Source organism: Mycobacterium marinum (genome assembly GCF_003391395.1).
Classification (GTDB): domain Bacteria; phylum Actinomycetota; class Actinomycetes; order Mycobacteriales; family Mycobacteriaceae; genus Mycobacterium; species Mycobacterium marinum.
This window is the reverse complement of sequence record NZ_CP024190.1, coordinates 3,487,435-3,503,191: the sequence shown is the minus strand read 5'-3', so window position 1 is coordinate 3,503,191 and position 15,757 is coordinate 3,487,435. Positions and strand designations below refer to the sequence as shown.

Sequence of the window (15,757 nt, the reverse complement as noted above, 5' to 3'; positions counted from 1 at the left end):
GTCCCGTGTCGTGCGGGCATGCGTGGGGCGCTGAAAGTGGTGTTGACGTGGTCAGGGCGGGGCGTTCTTTGGGCCTGATGACCACCGCTCGCAGGGGCAAATGGCCCTATTCCACGCGACAGCGGGCGAGCCAGACTAATTCGGTGGCTAGGGGCCATGAGCGAAGGGAAACGTAAGTGTTCACCTTTCTGAAGCGGGCGTGGGTGCCGATCGTTGTTGTTATCGCGGTCGCCATCGGGGGCACAGCGGTCGATCGTCTTCGGGGTGTGTTCGGCTCCGACGAGATCTTCTCGTCGGCCGGCAGCAGCGTGGAGACCATCGTGCCGTTCAACCCAAAACAAGTGACCTACGAGGTTTTTGGGCCAAGTGGTACGGCCGGCAGCGTGAGTTATCTGAACAAGAACGCCGAGCCCGAGGAAGCGGATTTCAGCACCCTGCCCTGGACCCGCACGATCACGACGACAATCCCGGCGATCATCGCCAACATCGTGGCGCAGGGCAACAGCGACAGCATTGGTTGTCGCATCACCGTCAACGGTGACGTCAAGGACGAGCAATCCGCGCAGGGACACCACGCCCAGACCTTCTGCTTGGTGAAAGCAGCATGAGCGGCAAGAGCGGCAACGACCGCCCCCGATTCATGCGGATGGTGCGCGCGTTCGCGATACCGATCATCCTGATCTGGCTGTTGCTGACCATCGCGGTCAATGTCTTCGTGCCGCAAATCGAGTTTGTCGCAAGGGATAACGCGGTGACGATGTCGCCGCAAGATGCGCCCGCGATGATCGCCGCCAAGCGCATCGGCAAGACGTTCCACGAGTCTGACTCGGACAGCATCGTGATGATCGTCCTCGAGAGCGACAAGGAACTCGGCGACGCCGCACACCGCTATTACGACGGCCTGGTGCAAAAGCTGGAGGCCGACACCGAACACGTCCAGCACGTCCACAACCTGTGGGCGGACCGAATCACGGCCGCGGGTGTTCAAAGTGGCGACGGCAAAGCCGCCTACGTGCAACTGAACATCGCGGGAAACCAAGGCAGCACCCTGGGCAACGAGTCTGTCGACGCGGTGCGCGCCATCGTGGACCGGTCACCGCCACCTGACGGAATGCGGGTCTACATCACCGGTCCGGCGGCTTTGACCACGGACATGAACGAGGCCGCCGACAAGAGCATGTTCAAGATGATGGGCGTGACCGGCGTGGTCATCATGATCATGCTGTTCATCGTCTATCGCTCGGTCAGCACGGTGCTGCTGGTGTTGGCGATGGTCGGTTTCGAGATGGGCACCGCGAGGGGAGTCATCGCACTGCTCGGGCACCACCATTTGCTGGGGTTCTCGACGTTCGTCGTGGCCATGTTGTCATCGCTGGCAATCGCGGCGGGCACCGACTACGCGATATTTCTCATCGGCCGTTACCAAGAGGCACGCCAGGCCGGTGAAGATCGCGAGACGGCCTACTATTCGATGTTCCGCGGCACCTATCACGTGATCTTGGGCTCGGGGCTGACGATCGCCGGCGCAACATTCTGTCTGCACTTGGCGCGGCTGTCCTACTTCAAGGCACTGGGCATCCCCTCTGCGTTGGGGTTGTTGGTTGTCATTGCCGGTGCGCTGACGGCGGCGCCGGCCATCGTCGCGGTGGCCACCCGGTTCGGCCTGCTCGATCCGCGACGGATGATCAAGGTCCGCGGCTGGCGGCGCATCGGTACCGCGACCGTCCGCTGGCCTGGGCCGGTCTTCGTGGCGTCACTGCTGATTGCCCTGGTCGGGATGATGGTCGTGCCGGGCATGAAGATCAGCTACAACGATCGCTACTACATCCCGCGTAACTTGCCGTCCAACGTTGGGTACGTCGCCGCGGAGCAGCATTTCAGTGCGGCGAGACTGAATCCCGACATCCTGATGATCGAGGGCGATCATGACATGCGTAATTCGGCGGACATGATTCTGCTGGACCGGATCGCCAAGGAGGTGTTCCGGGCACCGGGTATCGCGCGGGTGCAAAGCATCACCAGGCCCCTGGGCAGCCCCATCGAGCACTCGTCGATTCCGTTCCAGGTCAGCATGCAAGCGCTGCCGATACAACAGAATCTGAAGTTCATGAAAGAGCGCACGGCCGACATGCTCAAGATGAGCGACGACCTGGGCGCCATGATCGCCTCGATGCAGCGCATGCAGGGTCTGCTGGGTCAGATGAGCGGCACGACGCACCGGATGGTCGGCGACATGGGCGAAATGCGGGTCACGCTCAACGAAATGCGGGATCATCTGGCCGATTTCGATGATTTCGCGCGACCGTTCCGCGGCTACCTGTACTGGGAACAGCACTGCTTCAACATCCCGGTCTGTTGGGCGTCGCGATCGGTCTTCGACGCCATCGACGGCGTCGACAAGTTCAGCGAGAACATGGACGCGCTGATCGGCGACATGAACGACGTCGACTCGATCCTGCCCCGGATGCAGGCCGAGTTCCCGTCGATGATCGCGGTGGCAACCTCCATGCGAGGCACGCTGCTCACCCTGCACAGCAGCTTCTCGGGGCTTGTCACACAGATGTCGCGGATGACCGACACCGCTAGCGCGATGGGCCAGGCGTTTGACGCTTCCAAGGCCGACGACTACTTCTATCTGCCGCCGGAAGCGTTCGACAACCCTGACTTCCAGCGGGGTCTGAAACTGTTCTTGTCATCGGACGGTAAGGCCGCGCGCTTCATCATCACCCACGACTCCGACCCGGCAACTCCGAAAGGTATCGCGGCGGTCAAGCCGGAACTCAATGCCGCGCGCCAAGCGGTGAAGGGGACGCCGCTGGCCGACGCCAAGTTCTATCTCACCGGGACAGCGGCGATCTACAACGACATCCAAACCGGTTCCAAGTACGACATCCTGATCGTGGGAATCGCGGCGCTGACGTTGATCTTCGTGGTCATGGTGATCATCACCCGGGCCTTGGTGGCTTCATTGGTGATCGTCGGAACGGTGTTGCTGTCGTTGGGCGCCGCATTCGGGCTGTCCGTGTTGGTCTGGCAGCACATCCTGGGCCTGGACTTGAACTGGATCGCGCCGGTGTTCGGGGTGATCATTCTGTTGGCGGTCGGATCCGACTACAACCTGCTGCTCGTTTCGCGCTTCCAGGAAGAGATAGGCGCAGGACTGAAGACCGGCATCATTCGTTCGATGGGCGAAACGGGCGGGGTGGTGACCGCGGCTGGACTGGTGTTCGCCTTCACCATGTTGTCCATGGTTGCCAGCGACCTGCGCTCGATTGGCCAGGCCGGCAGCACGATTGGTCTCGGCCTGTTGTTCGACACCCTGATCGTGCGCTCGCTGATGACTCCATCGGTGGCCGCGCTGCTCGGACGCTGGTTCTGGTGGCCGCTGCGAGTGCGGCCGCGCCCGGCCAGCTACATGCTGCGCCCCTTCGGGCCGCGCCGGCTGGTTCGTTCCCTGCTGCTGGGCGAGCCCACAGATGTGGCGACTTCCCAGCCGGCTGGATACGGTGGTTCGCCTGAACGTTCTAACGGCGATCCGGCCACTGTCCCAGCAGCTGCACCGGCGCCGGAGACGGGCGGTGCTGACGGGAGCGCTCGTTAGCTGGCCCGACAACCGAAGGAGCCAGCGCCGAAGTGAACGACGATCCGCGTGCCGACATCGTCTCTCGTCAGTACCAGCGGTGGGTCTACCCGCATCCCATCGAGGATTTGCCGGCATGGACCTCAGCCAACTGGGAGTGGTTCGATCCGGTGTACTCCCACCGGATTCTGTGGCCGGACCGGGCATACCAGCCCGATCTCGATATCTTGATCGCCGGCTGCGGAACCAACCAGGCAGCTATTTTCGCGTTCACGAATCGATCGGCGAAGGTCGTCGCCGTCGATGTCAGTCAGACTTCACTGGATCATCAGCAGTATCTGAAAGACAAGTACGGGCTGACCAACCTCGAGTTGCATTTGCTGCCAATCGAAGACCTGCGCACGCTGGGACGTGACTTCGATCTCGTGGTATCCAGCGGCGTCCTGCACCACATGGCAGATCCGCTGACCGGAATGAAGGCGCTGGCCGGTTGCCTGCGCTCCGATGGAGTGGTCGCGGCGATGCTGTACGGCAAGTACGGTCGCATCGGCGTCGATCTGCTGGATTCGGTTTTCCGCGACCTGGGTCTGGGCCAGGACGACGCTTCGGTGACGATGGTCAAGGAAGCCATCGCTCTGATGCCGCCCTACCATCCGGTTCAGAACTATCTGAAAAAGGCTCGGGACCTGACCTCCGATGCCGCCCTGGTCGATACCTTTCTGCACGGCCGCCAACGCAGCTACACCGTGGAGGAGTGCGTCGACCTCGTCGCGGACGCCGGACTGGTATTCCAGGGCTGGTTTCAGAAGACACCGTACTATCCGCACGACTTCTTCGTGCCCAACAGCAAGTTCTATGCGGCGGTGAACGCGTTGCCGGAGCCGAAACTGTGGTCGGTGATGGAGCGCGTGGAAACATTGAACGGCGTCCATCTGTTCATGGCCTGCCACCCGGATCGGCCCAAAGAGTCGTACACGATTGACTTTTCGGCCGCAGACGCGTTGGACTACGTTCCGGTGCTGCGGACGCGCTGTGCGGTATCGGGCAACGAAATGATCTGGCCCGGTTTCCAGATGACGCCCAAGCCAGAGCAGCTGGCCTTCTTACGCAACGTCGACGGCCGTCGCACCATTGGAGAAATCGCGGCCGGTGTCGCGCAAAGCGGCGAGGGCCCCGGGGGCGGCATCGCCGAACTCGAAGAGTTCGGCCGCCACCTCTTCAAGTCGCTGTGGCGGCTGGATTTCATTGCGGTGGCGCTCAATACCGGCCCAGCCGGCTAGGGGTAGCGGCGGGGCGTGAACACCCGGTCGGTCGAATCAACGGCATACCACTGGGTTTGGGACGAGCCGATGATCAGCAGGCAGCGCATGTCGACGTCGGCTGGGTTCAGGTCGGCCAGGCGCACCACGCGGACATCCTCATCGGGTCCGGAAACATTGCGGCCGATCACCACCGGAGTGCCTGGGTCCCGATGTTGCAGCAGCAGCTCTCGCATCGCGCCGACCTGCCACGTCCGAGTCTTCGATGCCGGGTTGTAGATCGCCAGCACCAGGTCCGCCGCGGCGGCAGCGCCAAGGCGTGCCGCGATCACCTCCCACGGCTTGAGCCGGTCCGACAGCGAGATCACCGCGTAGTCGTGTCCCAGCGGGGCGCCGACCCGACTGGCCACGGCCTGGGCCGCCGTCATCGCGGGAATGACCCGAACCGGCACCCCCGGCCACTGTTTGGCCTCCTCGAGCACGGCAGTGGCCATTGCGAACACGCCCGGGTCGCCAGAAGACACCACCGCCACCGCGCGCCCCTGCTCGGCCAGCGAGCAGGCCAGCCGGGCTCGGGCGGGTTCGTCGGTGTTGTCGCTGGGATGACGCCGCTGGCCGTCACGGACCGAAATCCGGTCCAGGTAGGGGCCATAGCCGATCAGGTCGGTCGCCCGTGCCAGCTCCCGGCGGCTCTGTGGCGTCATCCAGTCCGTGTCGCCGGGGCCCAATCCGACCACGGCAACGGTGCCGGCGACCGCCGTGCTCCGGCGGCCGCCAGGAAGCATGGCTAGCGAAAAGTAGGGCACGCCGGCTTCGTCGACGTCGGCGGCTGGCAACACGCGCTGCCCCGGCGTGCTGGCTCGCTCCACGTAGAACGTGTCATCGAGCTGGCCGGAAGCCGAAAGTGCTTCGCGGACATTGTGATACGAACGTCCCAGCTTGAGCACCACGGCCGCGTCGACGTCGGCGAGGCGACGGGTCAGCTCGGCAACCGGCAGGGTGCCGGGCAGCACCGACAGCACCTCGTCGCCGGCCACCAGCGGGGTGGCGATCGCCGCGGAGGCGGCGCTCACCGAGGTCACCCCCGGCACGATGACGGCGTCGAACCGCTGGGTCAACCGGGTGTGCAGGTGCATGTATGAGCTGTAGAACAGCGGGTCTCCCTCGGCGAGCAGCGCCACGTTGCGCCCGGCATCGAGGTGCGCGGCAATGCGCTCGGTGGCCTGCTCATAGAAGTCCTCGAGCGCGCCGGCGTAACCGCCGGGATGATCGGTGGTTTCGGTGGTCACCGGATAGATCAGATGCTCCTCGATCTGGCCGGGCCGCAGATACCGTTCCGCGATGCCGCGGGCAATGCTGCGGCCGTGCCGGGCGCTGTGGTAAGCCACCACATCCGCCTCGCCGATCACCCGGGCGGCCTTGACCGTCACCAGCTCTGGATCACCGGGCCCCAGCCCGACACCCCACAGTGTGCCCCGATCGGTCATTCGCTGTCGTTCGCAATCGCGTTGACGGCGGCCGCGGCCATGGCGCTACCGCCGCGGCGGCCACCTACCACCAGATAGGACATGCCGCGCGGCCTGTCGATGAGTTCCTGTTTGGACTGGGCCGAGCCGACGAAGCCCACCGGACCGCCCAGCACCGCGGCCGGTGCTGGCGCCCCCTCGTCGATCAACTCGAGTAGCCGGAACAGGGCGGTGGGTGCGTTGCCAATCGCCAGTACCGCGCCGGCCAGCCGATCCGCCCACAGCTCCACCCCGGCGGCCGAGCGGGTCGTCTCGCGACGCGCGGCCAGCCCGGCCGCCCTGGGATCGGCGACCAGCGACACCACCTGATTGTCGGCGGGCAGCCGTGCGACGGTTATCCCAGCCGCCACCATCGAGGAATCACACAACACCGGGGCGCCATCGCGTAGCGCGGTCCCGGCCCGGGTGACCACATCAGCGGTGTAGGCCACGTGCTCGGCGACATCGACCTGCCCGCAGGTATGGATCAGCCGCACCACCACCCGTGCGATATCGGCGGGAAACCGACTCAGATCGGCCTCGGCGCGGATGGTCGCGAACGACTGTCGATAGATCTCCGCGGCGTCACGGATGTAGTCGAGCACTCGCTCACCCTAAGACGTCAGGCTTTTCGCAGCAGCCGGTAGCCCTGCGCGGTGGCTACCACTATCTCGCCCGCCAGTGGGCTCCCGCACGCTCGTTCACAGCCGACGAAGTGCCGGTGCACCCCGGAAGCTGCGGCTTCGATACGCACCGACTGCGCCGCATCGGCCCGAACATCGGCGGCCGAGCTGGCGCAGCCGGGGCTGCCGGTGCACGCGCTGACGTTGAGCCAGGGAGAGTTCTCGTCGAACACCAACCCCAGCGGTGCCAGCACCCGCAGTGCGGTGTCGGCGATGGCTTCATCGAGATCAAATACCAGCACCGATCGCCACGGGGTGATCGCTATCGGAGCTTCGATCGCGGCGAGGAACTCCGCGACGCGGGCGGGCAGAATCCCCAGCGGCACCGCAGCGCCCAGCGTGACGCGGCCGTCCTGTTGCGGTATCCAGCCCACCGGAGCCTTGGTGACGGCCGGAAATCGCGAGCCCGGCGCGGCGCCGGGAACCAGGACGCTCGGATCGATCAATTCGTTTACCCGCCAGGATTTTCCGCGCATCTGGGTGAATCTCACGGCCAGCTCCGTGAGGGTTGGCACCACGTCGTCGGGGGCCAGCCGGACACCGGTGTCACGCCCGTCCAGCAGCACCGCGCATCCGTCTGCCAACACGTGCACACCCACATCGGCACCCAGCCCGGACACATCGGCGCGCCCGTCGTCGATGCTGAACCAGAACCGGCCGCCCAATTGCGCCAGCAGGGGTTCGGCGCAAATCGCGGCATCCAGCTCGCCGACCCACGACTGCACGTCGGCCAGCCCGCCGACGCGGCCAGACAGTGGCGAGGCCACGATATTGCGGACCCGCTCATGGGTGGGTGACGGCAACAGCCCGGCATTGGCAATGGCGTCGGCCACCGCCATCACGTTGGTGATCGCGCGCAGTTGCAGGTTGCCGCGGGCGGTCAGCTCCAGCGTTGCCGATGCCAACTCGTTGGAGGCGCGGGCAAGCGCCGCCAACTGGTCGGCGGTGAGCCGGCCGCCGGGCAACCGAACCCGGACCAGAGCGCCGTCGGCGGCCTGATGCACCTGCAGCGCACCCGGACAGGCGTCGGCATCACGCGCACGGGTCACCTGCTCACGGTACGGGACGCAGCAAGAGCGCCGTATCAACCGACTCCGGGTGCGGCCCCGAAAGTGGGGTCACCCACGCAGCGGCTCAGGCCAGCATGCGGCGAGCACGCGCCAGTTCGGGCAGCGGGCTATCGGTGGGCATCCGGTTGAAAGCTTCCACGAGCGCCTGGCGGGCGGGCCCCCCGCGTAGTTCGAAATCATCAAGTGCGGCGCGCAATTCGTAGAGCGGGGTGCCCTGTCGGCGGGCAAGGTCCAGGGCGGCGGCCAGCTCCGACCTACGGGTGGCGGGGTCGTCCTGGGTATGGGCGCGCAGCCGCAACAATTCGGCTTCGTAGAAGCACATTTCGGTGCTACGGCCCAGCGCGATCGCCTCTTCCAAGCGGGCGCGGGCCTGCTCGCGATGCCCAGCGGCGGCCAGCGCCTGCCCGAGTGCACCCTCGAACAGGGTGATGTACACCGTCAAACCGGCCGCGCGAACGGTCTGCACCAATTCGGTTGCGCGCGCGATGCTCGCGCCGATCACGGCCGGGTCATCCGACCCAATCGATGCCAGCGCGTCGACCGTGGCCCGCAGCGCCCTACCCCACAGCGCCCACACCTCGAACCCGTGCCGCTGGGCGTGGTCGATCAGGCCGAAGGCCGCCGCCGCGGCGTGGTCGAACCGGTGGGCTTCGACGTCCACCCAAATCTCGAAGAACCGCGCAAAGCCGACGCTGAAGGGCCCGTGCGGGAAGCTGAGTCCGTCAGCCCGCCGGGCGGCCTGAGCAACCTGGGCCTGTGCCGCGCGCAGATCGCCGTGGGCGATCCGATCGAGAGCCAGCACACCGTGTGCCATGGTCAGCGGATCTGTCGGCGCGAACCACATGGCCTCGATTGTGTGCTGGTCTGCGGCCAGCAACTCCTCGGCGGCGCACTGTATCTGCGGGCCCGCGGTGGCAAACGCACCGCGCAGCCACGCCGCGATACCGAGACAGATCCTGATCAACAACCCGAAGAACTCCCGCCCATCGGTGAGGCCAGCGCGTAACGCCTCGAATACTCCGGTAGAGCGGGCCAGGTCGCCCACCGCGAAGTAATACCCGGCCAGGGCGAGCAACGTCTCGAAGACCTCGTCATCACGGACCTCGGCCCCGCCCAACCGCAGGCAGCACTCGAAGTCGGTCGCGGTGGCGCGATTGAGCGGGCCCTCGGCAACGCTGGCGAGAAACCCCCGTTCCAGCCGCACCGCCATCTCCCGCAGATCGCGGGCGCGCTCGGCCCCCTGTCGATCGATCTGCGTGAGTGCGTTTGTCAGGTAGCCGCGGGCCTCGCCGACGGCGCCGCGGCGTCTGGCAGCGGTGGATGCCCGCTGGTACGCCGATACGGCCCCGCCGTGGTTCTCGGCCCGCTCGTAGTGTGCGGCCACCAGCTGCCAGTCGGGTTCGCCGCCCGCCCCGCCGATCAAGGCGTTGGCCACCTTGGAATGCAGTTCGCGGCGCACGCTGGGCGGTGCCAACTCCGCGGCCACCTCGCGAAGCAACTCGTGGCGGAATCGCCAGCCGTTGGTACCCCACGGCTCGAACACCTGCGCATCCTCGAGTTCGCCCAGGACATCGTCGAGCGCCTCGTCACTCAGGTCGACCACCGAGGTCAACAAGCCACGATCCAGGTGGCGGCCGATGAGCGCGGCGGCCTCCACGACCGGGACGACGTTGGCGCTCGCGCGCAGCCGGGCCAGCAGGGGCTCGTAGAGGCCCTCCGGAACTCCGCTGGTGCGCAGGCCGGTGACGACCTGCTCGATGTAGAACGGCACGCCGTCGCAACGGCCAGCTATCGCCGCGCGATCGTCTGAGGACAGGCCGGGATCCAGAGCGTCGATCAGGGTGTCGGTCTGTTCCTGGGTCAATGGCTTCAACTCGATCACTTCGACCGGCCACTGCCGCGGAAGCCAGTCTCCGGGGCGTCCGGTGATTACCAGCAGTAGTCGACCGGTTCCGTTGGCCAGCAATGAGCCGAGCATCTCGATGGTCGACGGGTCGAACCAGTGCGCGTCTTCGGCAATCACCAGTCCGGCGCGATCACCCACACTGGCCAGCACATAGTCCTGCACCGCTTGCTTGATCAGTTCGTAGAGCCGGCGGCCTTCGGCCGGCGCCGGCTGATATCCGTACTCGGGCGCGATGCTCAGTACCGGCGCCAACAGCGGCACCGTGCTCAGCGGATCCAGGCCACGAGCGCTGACCTCGGCTTCCAGCAGCCGTAGCCGCTCGTCCTGCGGGGTGAGCCGGCTGATGCCGCTGCGATGTTCCAGCAAGGTGCGGATGGGGTGCAGACCGGCGTCGGTGTGCAGCGACGATCCAGCCAACTCCAGCACCACCGCCCCCGAGTTCTCGGCGATCCCGGCGGCCGCGGCCGCCAACCGGGACTTCCCGATCCCCGGCTCGCCCCACAACACCAGCCCGGCAGTGGCGCGAGTGCCGGCCTGAACATCTGCCCAGTTCTCTTGCAGCCGCGCGACCTCGCGGTCGCGCCCCACCAGGGGCCCCCGCGTGGATCTGGCAGGAGTCTCCCGCTCGCCCAGTACCCGGTGATGCGCGATCGGCTCCACGACTCCCTTGACCGCCGCGGCCGGGCACTGCAGCAGCTCGAAGGCGCCCTGAAGCAACGGCGCAACGACGTCGGAGACCACGACCGCTCCGGGCGGGGCCAGGCCCGCCACGCGCGCGGCCAGGTTGGCACCGAGTCCGTAGACGTCGTCTTGGCCGGTGTCCAGATAGACGAGCCCGCGATGAATCCCCACCCGGGCCGCAAGCTGACTCCCGACGCGGCGGCGCAGCTGTTCACCGAGGCGGGCCACCTGGTGGCTGATTTCCAAACCCGCCCACACGGCGCGGCGCGCATCATCCTCATGGGCTTGGGGGTAGCCGAATACCGCCAGCAGCCCCTCGCCCTTCGGCGAGCCGATGTGGCCGCCAAACCGGTTCACGATGTCCAGCACCAGGTCTCGATAGCGGCCCACCAACAGCCCGTAGCTACCGGGCTCCAGTCGGGTCGAAAGAATGGTGGCATCGACCAGGTCGGCGAACAGGATGGTCAAGCGGCGGATCTCACCGCCGGTGCTGCGCAGCGTCAGCAGATCCTCGGCATCGGCGTTGCCCAAGTCGACGGCAAGCACCTGCCCGGCCAGCTCACTGGCGGCACCTCGATCACCACGGTTGATCGCCGCTACCGCCTGATCCAGCAATTCATCGATCGACGTCCCAGCAGGATGGTCGACGTCGTCGTTCGCCGCACCGCGCGGCCTGGAGTCGGGCATCGCCAACAATCGTGTCACCGTCGGCGGGTGATCGGGGAAGGAAAATGCCCCGGGCCGCGCTGCTCCCACGCCGGGTGCCCGATCGCGCTACTTCACGCCGATGCGGGTAGGTGACACGATATTGGCGTGAGCGAGGGTCAGCCGCGCCCCGAGCAACCCAACCGCGCCGCTGGGTCGCTCGACGAGCTGCTGGACCGCGCCGTGCTGGCCCTCAACCGGGGCGACCGTGGTGTGGCTGATGCCCTCGCGCAGCAGGTGCTGGCGGTCGAACGAGGAAACATCGAGGCCCAGGGCGTGCTGGCGGCGGCCCCGGGCGACGGGGGCAAGATCCGGCGCTTGACGATCGTGTTCGCCGACCTGGTCGACTCCACGGTGCTGTCGACCCGGCTAGATCCCGAACCGTATCGGCTACTGGTGGGCGGCTACCGCGATCTGGTCCAGCGAATCGTGGACCGCCATGACGGGCGCATCGCCTCGACCAAGGGGGATGGGCTGCTGGTGGTTTTCGGGCATCGGGCGGGGCAGCACAACGACGCGCACCGTGCCGTGCGGGCGAGCTTGGAGATCACCCGAGAGGTCAGCAAGCTCAGCGACTACGCGCAACGCCGATTCGGCGTGGGCATCGCCGTGCGAGCCGGGGTACATCGCGGGCTGGTGTATTCCGACATCACTCGAGACGACGTTTACGGGCTGGCCGCCAACGTTGCTACCCGGGTGTCCGGCCAGGCGCCGCCGGGCGCCGCGGTGGTCTCGCACACCGTTGCGGCCCTGGTGCGTGACCATTTCGACTTGGAGGGGTGCGCAGCTGTGGCCATGGCGGAAATCGATGCGCCGATCACCCACTTTCGAGTGCTGGGGGAGCGGACCGGGTAAATCGGGAACGGCGGAGCCCAGATCGGCAACTAGCGGTTGTCGCGGGTGGTCGGTCCCGGCGAAGCACGGTGCTGCGCTGCCCCCGGCTAGAACCGGCGTGGAATGCGGCCCAGCTCACGAAGCCAGCTCCGGCGCGCGGTGTCGTGCCACTTCAGCGACGCGGGCACGGTGCGCCAACCTTGTTTGATGGTGGTCCGCAACGCGCGATAGCTTGCCTCGTCGACGCCGGACCACCCAATCCCGAAGCGCTCCCGCACAACCGGAGGCAGACCGCCAAAGATGACCAGGCGCATCGGCGTTGCCAGCGCGGTGCGAACCGGCATCGTGGGCAGCAGGGCGTCCATGATCGGGCGCAGCAGCGGAGTGCTCGGATAATCCGGCGAGGTGCTCATGTCGGGGATCGCCGTGCGCTGGATGAACTCGATCAGAAAATCCGAAGCAGCGTTGGGCTGCAGCACTTCGGTGCAGTAGCGCTCGTATTCACGGTTGAAATCAGCCAACGTCGGGGGCAGCACCGAGTCGGTCATGCCGTATCGCCGGTACCATTCGCAGCCCTCGAGGTAAAGGCGTTCGCGTTCGCGATCGGTCAGCCGGTGGACATCCCAGTGCTCGGCGAGCCGGTGCACCATCATCTGGAAGGTGGCGTGTGCCCACCAGTACGTCTCGGGTTTGAGTGCGTGGTAGCGCTGCCCGTCGGGCAGTTGGCCCTTGATGTCGCGGTGGAAGTCGCGCACCCTGATCCCGGTCGCGTCCGCGTCGGGTCCGTCGTAGATGGTGCCGAGAATGCCGGGCAGTGAACGGAATACCCGGTCGACCGGATCGTCGAAAAAGTTCGAGTGGTCGATGAGCCCTTGGCCGATCGCGGGATGCATCGTCTGCATCAGACCCGCCGTACCGCCCTCGAAAGCGATTCGCATGTCGCCCGCCCAGCGCCAGAGCAGCGACTCGGGCCCCAGGTCGACGCGAGCGTTCACCGGGGTCACGAAATGCCGGTCCGCCGGGTGTAGACGTCGTGCTGGTCGCGTCGCAGATCGGTGGTGAAAACGCGCCCGGACCCCAGCGCGCGGCCAAGCGCCTCCGCCAGGCCCAACGGCATCAGACGCTGCGCCCACAGCGTCACACCCAGCGAACGAGGCACGGCCACATGGGGTTCCGGCTTCGCAATCACGCCGACGACCGCCCGCGCGACGTCTTCCGGCTCGGCATTCTTGAAGCCCTTCGCATGTCCGACACCGGCGACCATTTCGGTATTGGTCAGCGTCGGCATGATCACCGAAAAATGGACTCCCTTGCCGCGGTTTTCCATTCGGACCGCGTCGGTGTAGCCGAGCACGGCATGCTTGGTGGCGCAGTAGGTTGCGATGCCTTCGGTGGGCAGCATGCTGCCCACCGAGCCGATGTTGATGACGTGCCCGCGGCGTCGGGGCAGCATCCGCTGCGTGGCCAACTTGGTGCCGAGGATGACGCCGTGGACGTTCACGTCGAACAGGCGGTGAGTGGCATCGTCAGGCTCATCGACCGCGCTGCCCACCGAGATCAAACCGGCGTTGTTCACCAGGACATCCAGTGGCCCCAACTTGTCCTCGACGGTGTCGAGGAAAGCGGTGAACGACTGCCGGTTTGTCACATCCAATCCGCAGGCCAGCGGCAGCCCGAGCCGGTCGCCGGATGATTTGGCCGTGGACTCATCGATGTCGCCGATCGCGACTTTGGAGCCCAAGCCCTGTAGCGCCGTGGCGATAGCCAGACCGATTCCGCGAGCCCCACCGGTGATGGCGACGACTTTTCCGGCAACCGAAGATGTCATCGCTACACGGTACGACTTGGCGACTGTCCCCAGGAACCCACATCAACGGAGGGATCCGCATCGGCGCCGCCAGTGGCCGACGCAACGTGCCGAATGCGCTGGTTTGCTTGTGCGGCGGAACTTTTGCGCTGGCAGCGAGCGGCGCGAGTAGAGTCGCTGGGATGGTGGGGCCCTCGGCGAACGAGCGGATGCTTGCCGGGGTTGCCGCTGCGTCCGTCGCGCTCGGTGTCGCCCAGGTGGTCAGCATCCCGTTTGGGACGCGCGCCGACGCACGCACGGCGGTCGGCTCTGCGGTCATCGATATCACCCCGGGGCCGATCAAAGAGTGGGCGATCCAGGCCCTCGGTCCACTGGACAAACCCTTCCTGGCCATCGTGGTGCTCGTAGTGATCGCGACATTGGCGGCGCTGGCCGGGACCCTCGAGACCCAGCGCCGCCCGCTCGGCAGCGCCGTGATCGCCGCGGCGGGTGTTCTCGGCTGCGCCGCCGTGCTGTCGCGCCAGGGTGGGACCCTCCTGGACACGATTCCCACCATCGCCGGCGCCGCCTGCGGTGTGCTGCTGCTGCGCGTGCTGATGCGCCGGTTCTGGCCCGACGCAGAGGATCCGAACGGCAGCGGCGACCAGTCGGATGCCGGCAGGCGCAGGTTGATCATGTTGGGCTTGCTGGGATTCGGAGTCGTCACCGGGGTGACGGGTGCGGTCCTCGCGCGCCTGGCGCATTCGGTGGCGGCCGACCGCAAGGCCTTCACCCTTCCACAGCCAGGAACAACGGCGCCGCCAATACCGGCCGATGTGCAACCGAAAGGTGTTGCGCTCCCGGACTTCATCACACCTAGCGCCGACTTCTACCGGATCGACACCGCACTTGTTGTGCCGCAACTCAGCCGCGGTGACTGGCGGCTGCGCATTCACGGCATGGTGGACCGCGAAATCAGCTACACGTTCGACGACCTCGCCCAATTCGACGTGGTCGAAACGGTGGCCACACTGACCTGCGTATCCAATCCCGTTGGTGGAAACCTCATTTCAACGGGCATCTGGACGGGATACCGGGTCGCGGATCTGTTGTCGGCCGCCGGTGTGCACAAAGACGCCGATATGGTGCTCTCGACTTCAATCGACGGGTTCACCGCCGGTACTCCGGTGCAGGCCCTCACCGACGGCCGTGAAGCGCTGCTGGCGCTGGGCCTCAACGGCCAGCCCCTGCCGGTCGAGCATGGCTACCCCGCCCGCCTGGTGGTGCCCGGACTTTACGGCTACGTGTCGGCAACCAAATGGGTGGTCGAGCTGGAGCTGACCCGGTTCGACAGGGCCAAGGCGTACTGGACGCGGCAGGGCTGGGCGGCGCGGGCGCCGATCAAGACCGAGTCGCGGATCGATGTGCCGAAAAGAGGTCAGAAGGTGCCGGTGGGGCCCGTGGTGTTCGGCGGTGTCGCATGGGCGCAGAATCGTGGCGTGCGGGCCGTGGAGGTCCGTATCGGGGACGGCGGGTGGCAGCGCGCTGAACTGGGCGCGAGTTATTCCAATGCGACGTGGCGGTTGTGGAGTTTGCCTTGGCAGGCCAAAAGCCCTGGGACTCACACCATTACTGTGCGGGCCATCGACAACACCGGGGCGGTGCAAACCGAAGATCGGGCCGATCCGGTTCCCGATGGCGCTACCGGCTGGCACACGGTGACCTTCACCGTGGTGGACAAGTGAGGT

The 15,757-nt window shown here is 66.4% G+C and carries 11 protein-coding genes; 5 read left to right on the top strand and 6 right to left on the bottom strand.

All coding sequences use genetic code 11. From position 1 onward, the window contains the following. Window positions 1–176 precede the first annotated feature (176 nt). The 3 genes from CCUG20998_RS14735 to CCUG20998_RS14725 are packed head-to-tail and all read left to right on the top strand — an operon-like array spanning window position 177 to window position 4,860. The gene (locus tag CCUG20998_RS14735; RefSeq protein WP_020729278.1) at window positions 177–608 is read left to right on the top strand and encodes an MmpS family transport accessory protein; all 432 of its coding nucleotides are present in this window, start codon (window positions 177–179) and stop codon (window positions 606–608) included. Next, window positions 605–3,601, top strand: coding sequence for an MMPL/RND family transporter (locus CCUG20998_RS14730; RefSeq protein ID WP_020729277.1), 2,997 nt, complete (start codon window positions 605–607; stop codon window positions 3,599–3,601). The genes CCUG20998_RS14735 and CCUG20998_RS14730 overlap by 4 nt, the downstream gene beginning before the upstream one ends. 32 nt (window positions 3,602–3,633) lie before the next feature. Beyond that, window positions 3,634–4,860, top strand: coding sequence for a class I SAM-dependent methyltransferase (locus CCUG20998_RS14725; RefSeq protein ID WP_020729276.1), 1,227 nt, complete (start codon window positions 3,634–3,636; stop codon window positions 4,858–4,860). Here CCUG20998_RS14725 and CCUG20998_RS14720 read toward each other — a convergent pair. From CCUG20998_RS14720 to CCUG20998_RS14705, 4 genes are all read right to left on the bottom strand, one after another. After that, window positions 4,857–6,326, bottom strand: coding sequence for a precorrin-2 C(20)-methyltransferase (locus CCUG20998_RS14720; RefSeq protein WP_020729275.1), 1,470 nt, complete (start codon window positions 6,324–6,326; stop codon window positions 4,857–4,859). The genes CCUG20998_RS14725 and CCUG20998_RS14720 overlap by 4 nt on opposite strands. Further along, on the bottom strand, window positions 6,323–6,949 hold the full coding sequence (locus CCUG20998_RS14715; protein WP_012394735.1) for a precorrin-8X methylmutase: 627 nt from the start codon (window positions 6,947–6,949) through the stop codon (window positions 6,323–6,325). Before CCUG20998_RS14715 ends, CCUG20998_RS14720 begins: the two co-directional genes overlap by 4 nt. A 17-nt stretch (window positions 6,950–6,966) precedes the next feature. Then, the gene (cobG, locus tag CCUG20998_RS14710) at window positions 6,967–8,076 is read right to left on the bottom strand and encodes a precorrin-3B synthase (protein ID WP_020729274.1); all 1,110 of its coding nucleotides are present in this window, start codon (window positions 8,074–8,076) and stop codon (window positions 6,967–6,969) included. Between the two features lie 85 nt (window positions 8,077–8,161). Then, window positions 8,162–11,371 carry an AAA family ATPase gene (locus CCUG20998_RS14705; protein WP_038579833.1) on the bottom strand — a complete coding sequence of 1,070 codons (3,210 nt, stop codon included), beginning with the start codon at window positions 11,369–11,371 and terminating at the stop codon, window positions 8,162–8,164. Window positions 11,372–11,497: 126 nt separating this feature from the next. Here CCUG20998_RS14705 and CCUG20998_RS14700 point away from each other — a divergent pair, with 126 nt between their 5' ends. Further along, entirely contained in the window at window positions 11,498–12,244 is a 747-nt protein-coding gene (locus CCUG20998_RS14700) for an adenylate/guanylate cyclase domain-containing protein (RefSeq protein ID WP_020729271.1), read from the top strand. Between the two features lie 86 nt (window positions 12,245–12,330). Here CCUG20998_RS14700 and CCUG20998_RS14695 read toward each other — a convergent pair whose 3' ends face one another. Then, a complete protein-coding gene (locus CCUG20998_RS14695; protein WP_020729270.1) occupies window positions 12,331–13,227 on the bottom strand; it encodes an oxygenase MpaB family protein in 897 nt (298 codons plus the stop codon). Further along, window positions 13,224–14,051 carry an SDR family oxidoreductase gene (locus CCUG20998_RS14690; RefSeq protein WP_020729269.1) on the bottom strand — a complete coding sequence of 276 codons (828 nt, stop codon included), beginning with the start codon at window positions 14,049–14,051 and terminating at the stop codon, window positions 13,224–13,226. The genes CCUG20998_RS14695 and CCUG20998_RS14690 overlap by 4 nt, the downstream gene beginning before the upstream one ends. 161 nt (window positions 14,052–14,212) lie before the next feature. On the opposite strand from CCUG20998_RS14690, the gene CCUG20998_RS14685 reads away from it, so the two are divergent. Next, window positions 14,213–15,754: a molybdopterin-dependent oxidoreductase gene (locus tag CCUG20998_RS14685; RefSeq protein ID WP_036455712.1), complete on the top strand. Its 1,542-nt coding sequence runs from the start codon at window positions 14,213–14,215 to the stop codon at window positions 15,752–15,754. The last annotated feature ends 3 nt before the right edge of the window (window positions 15,755–15,757 follow it).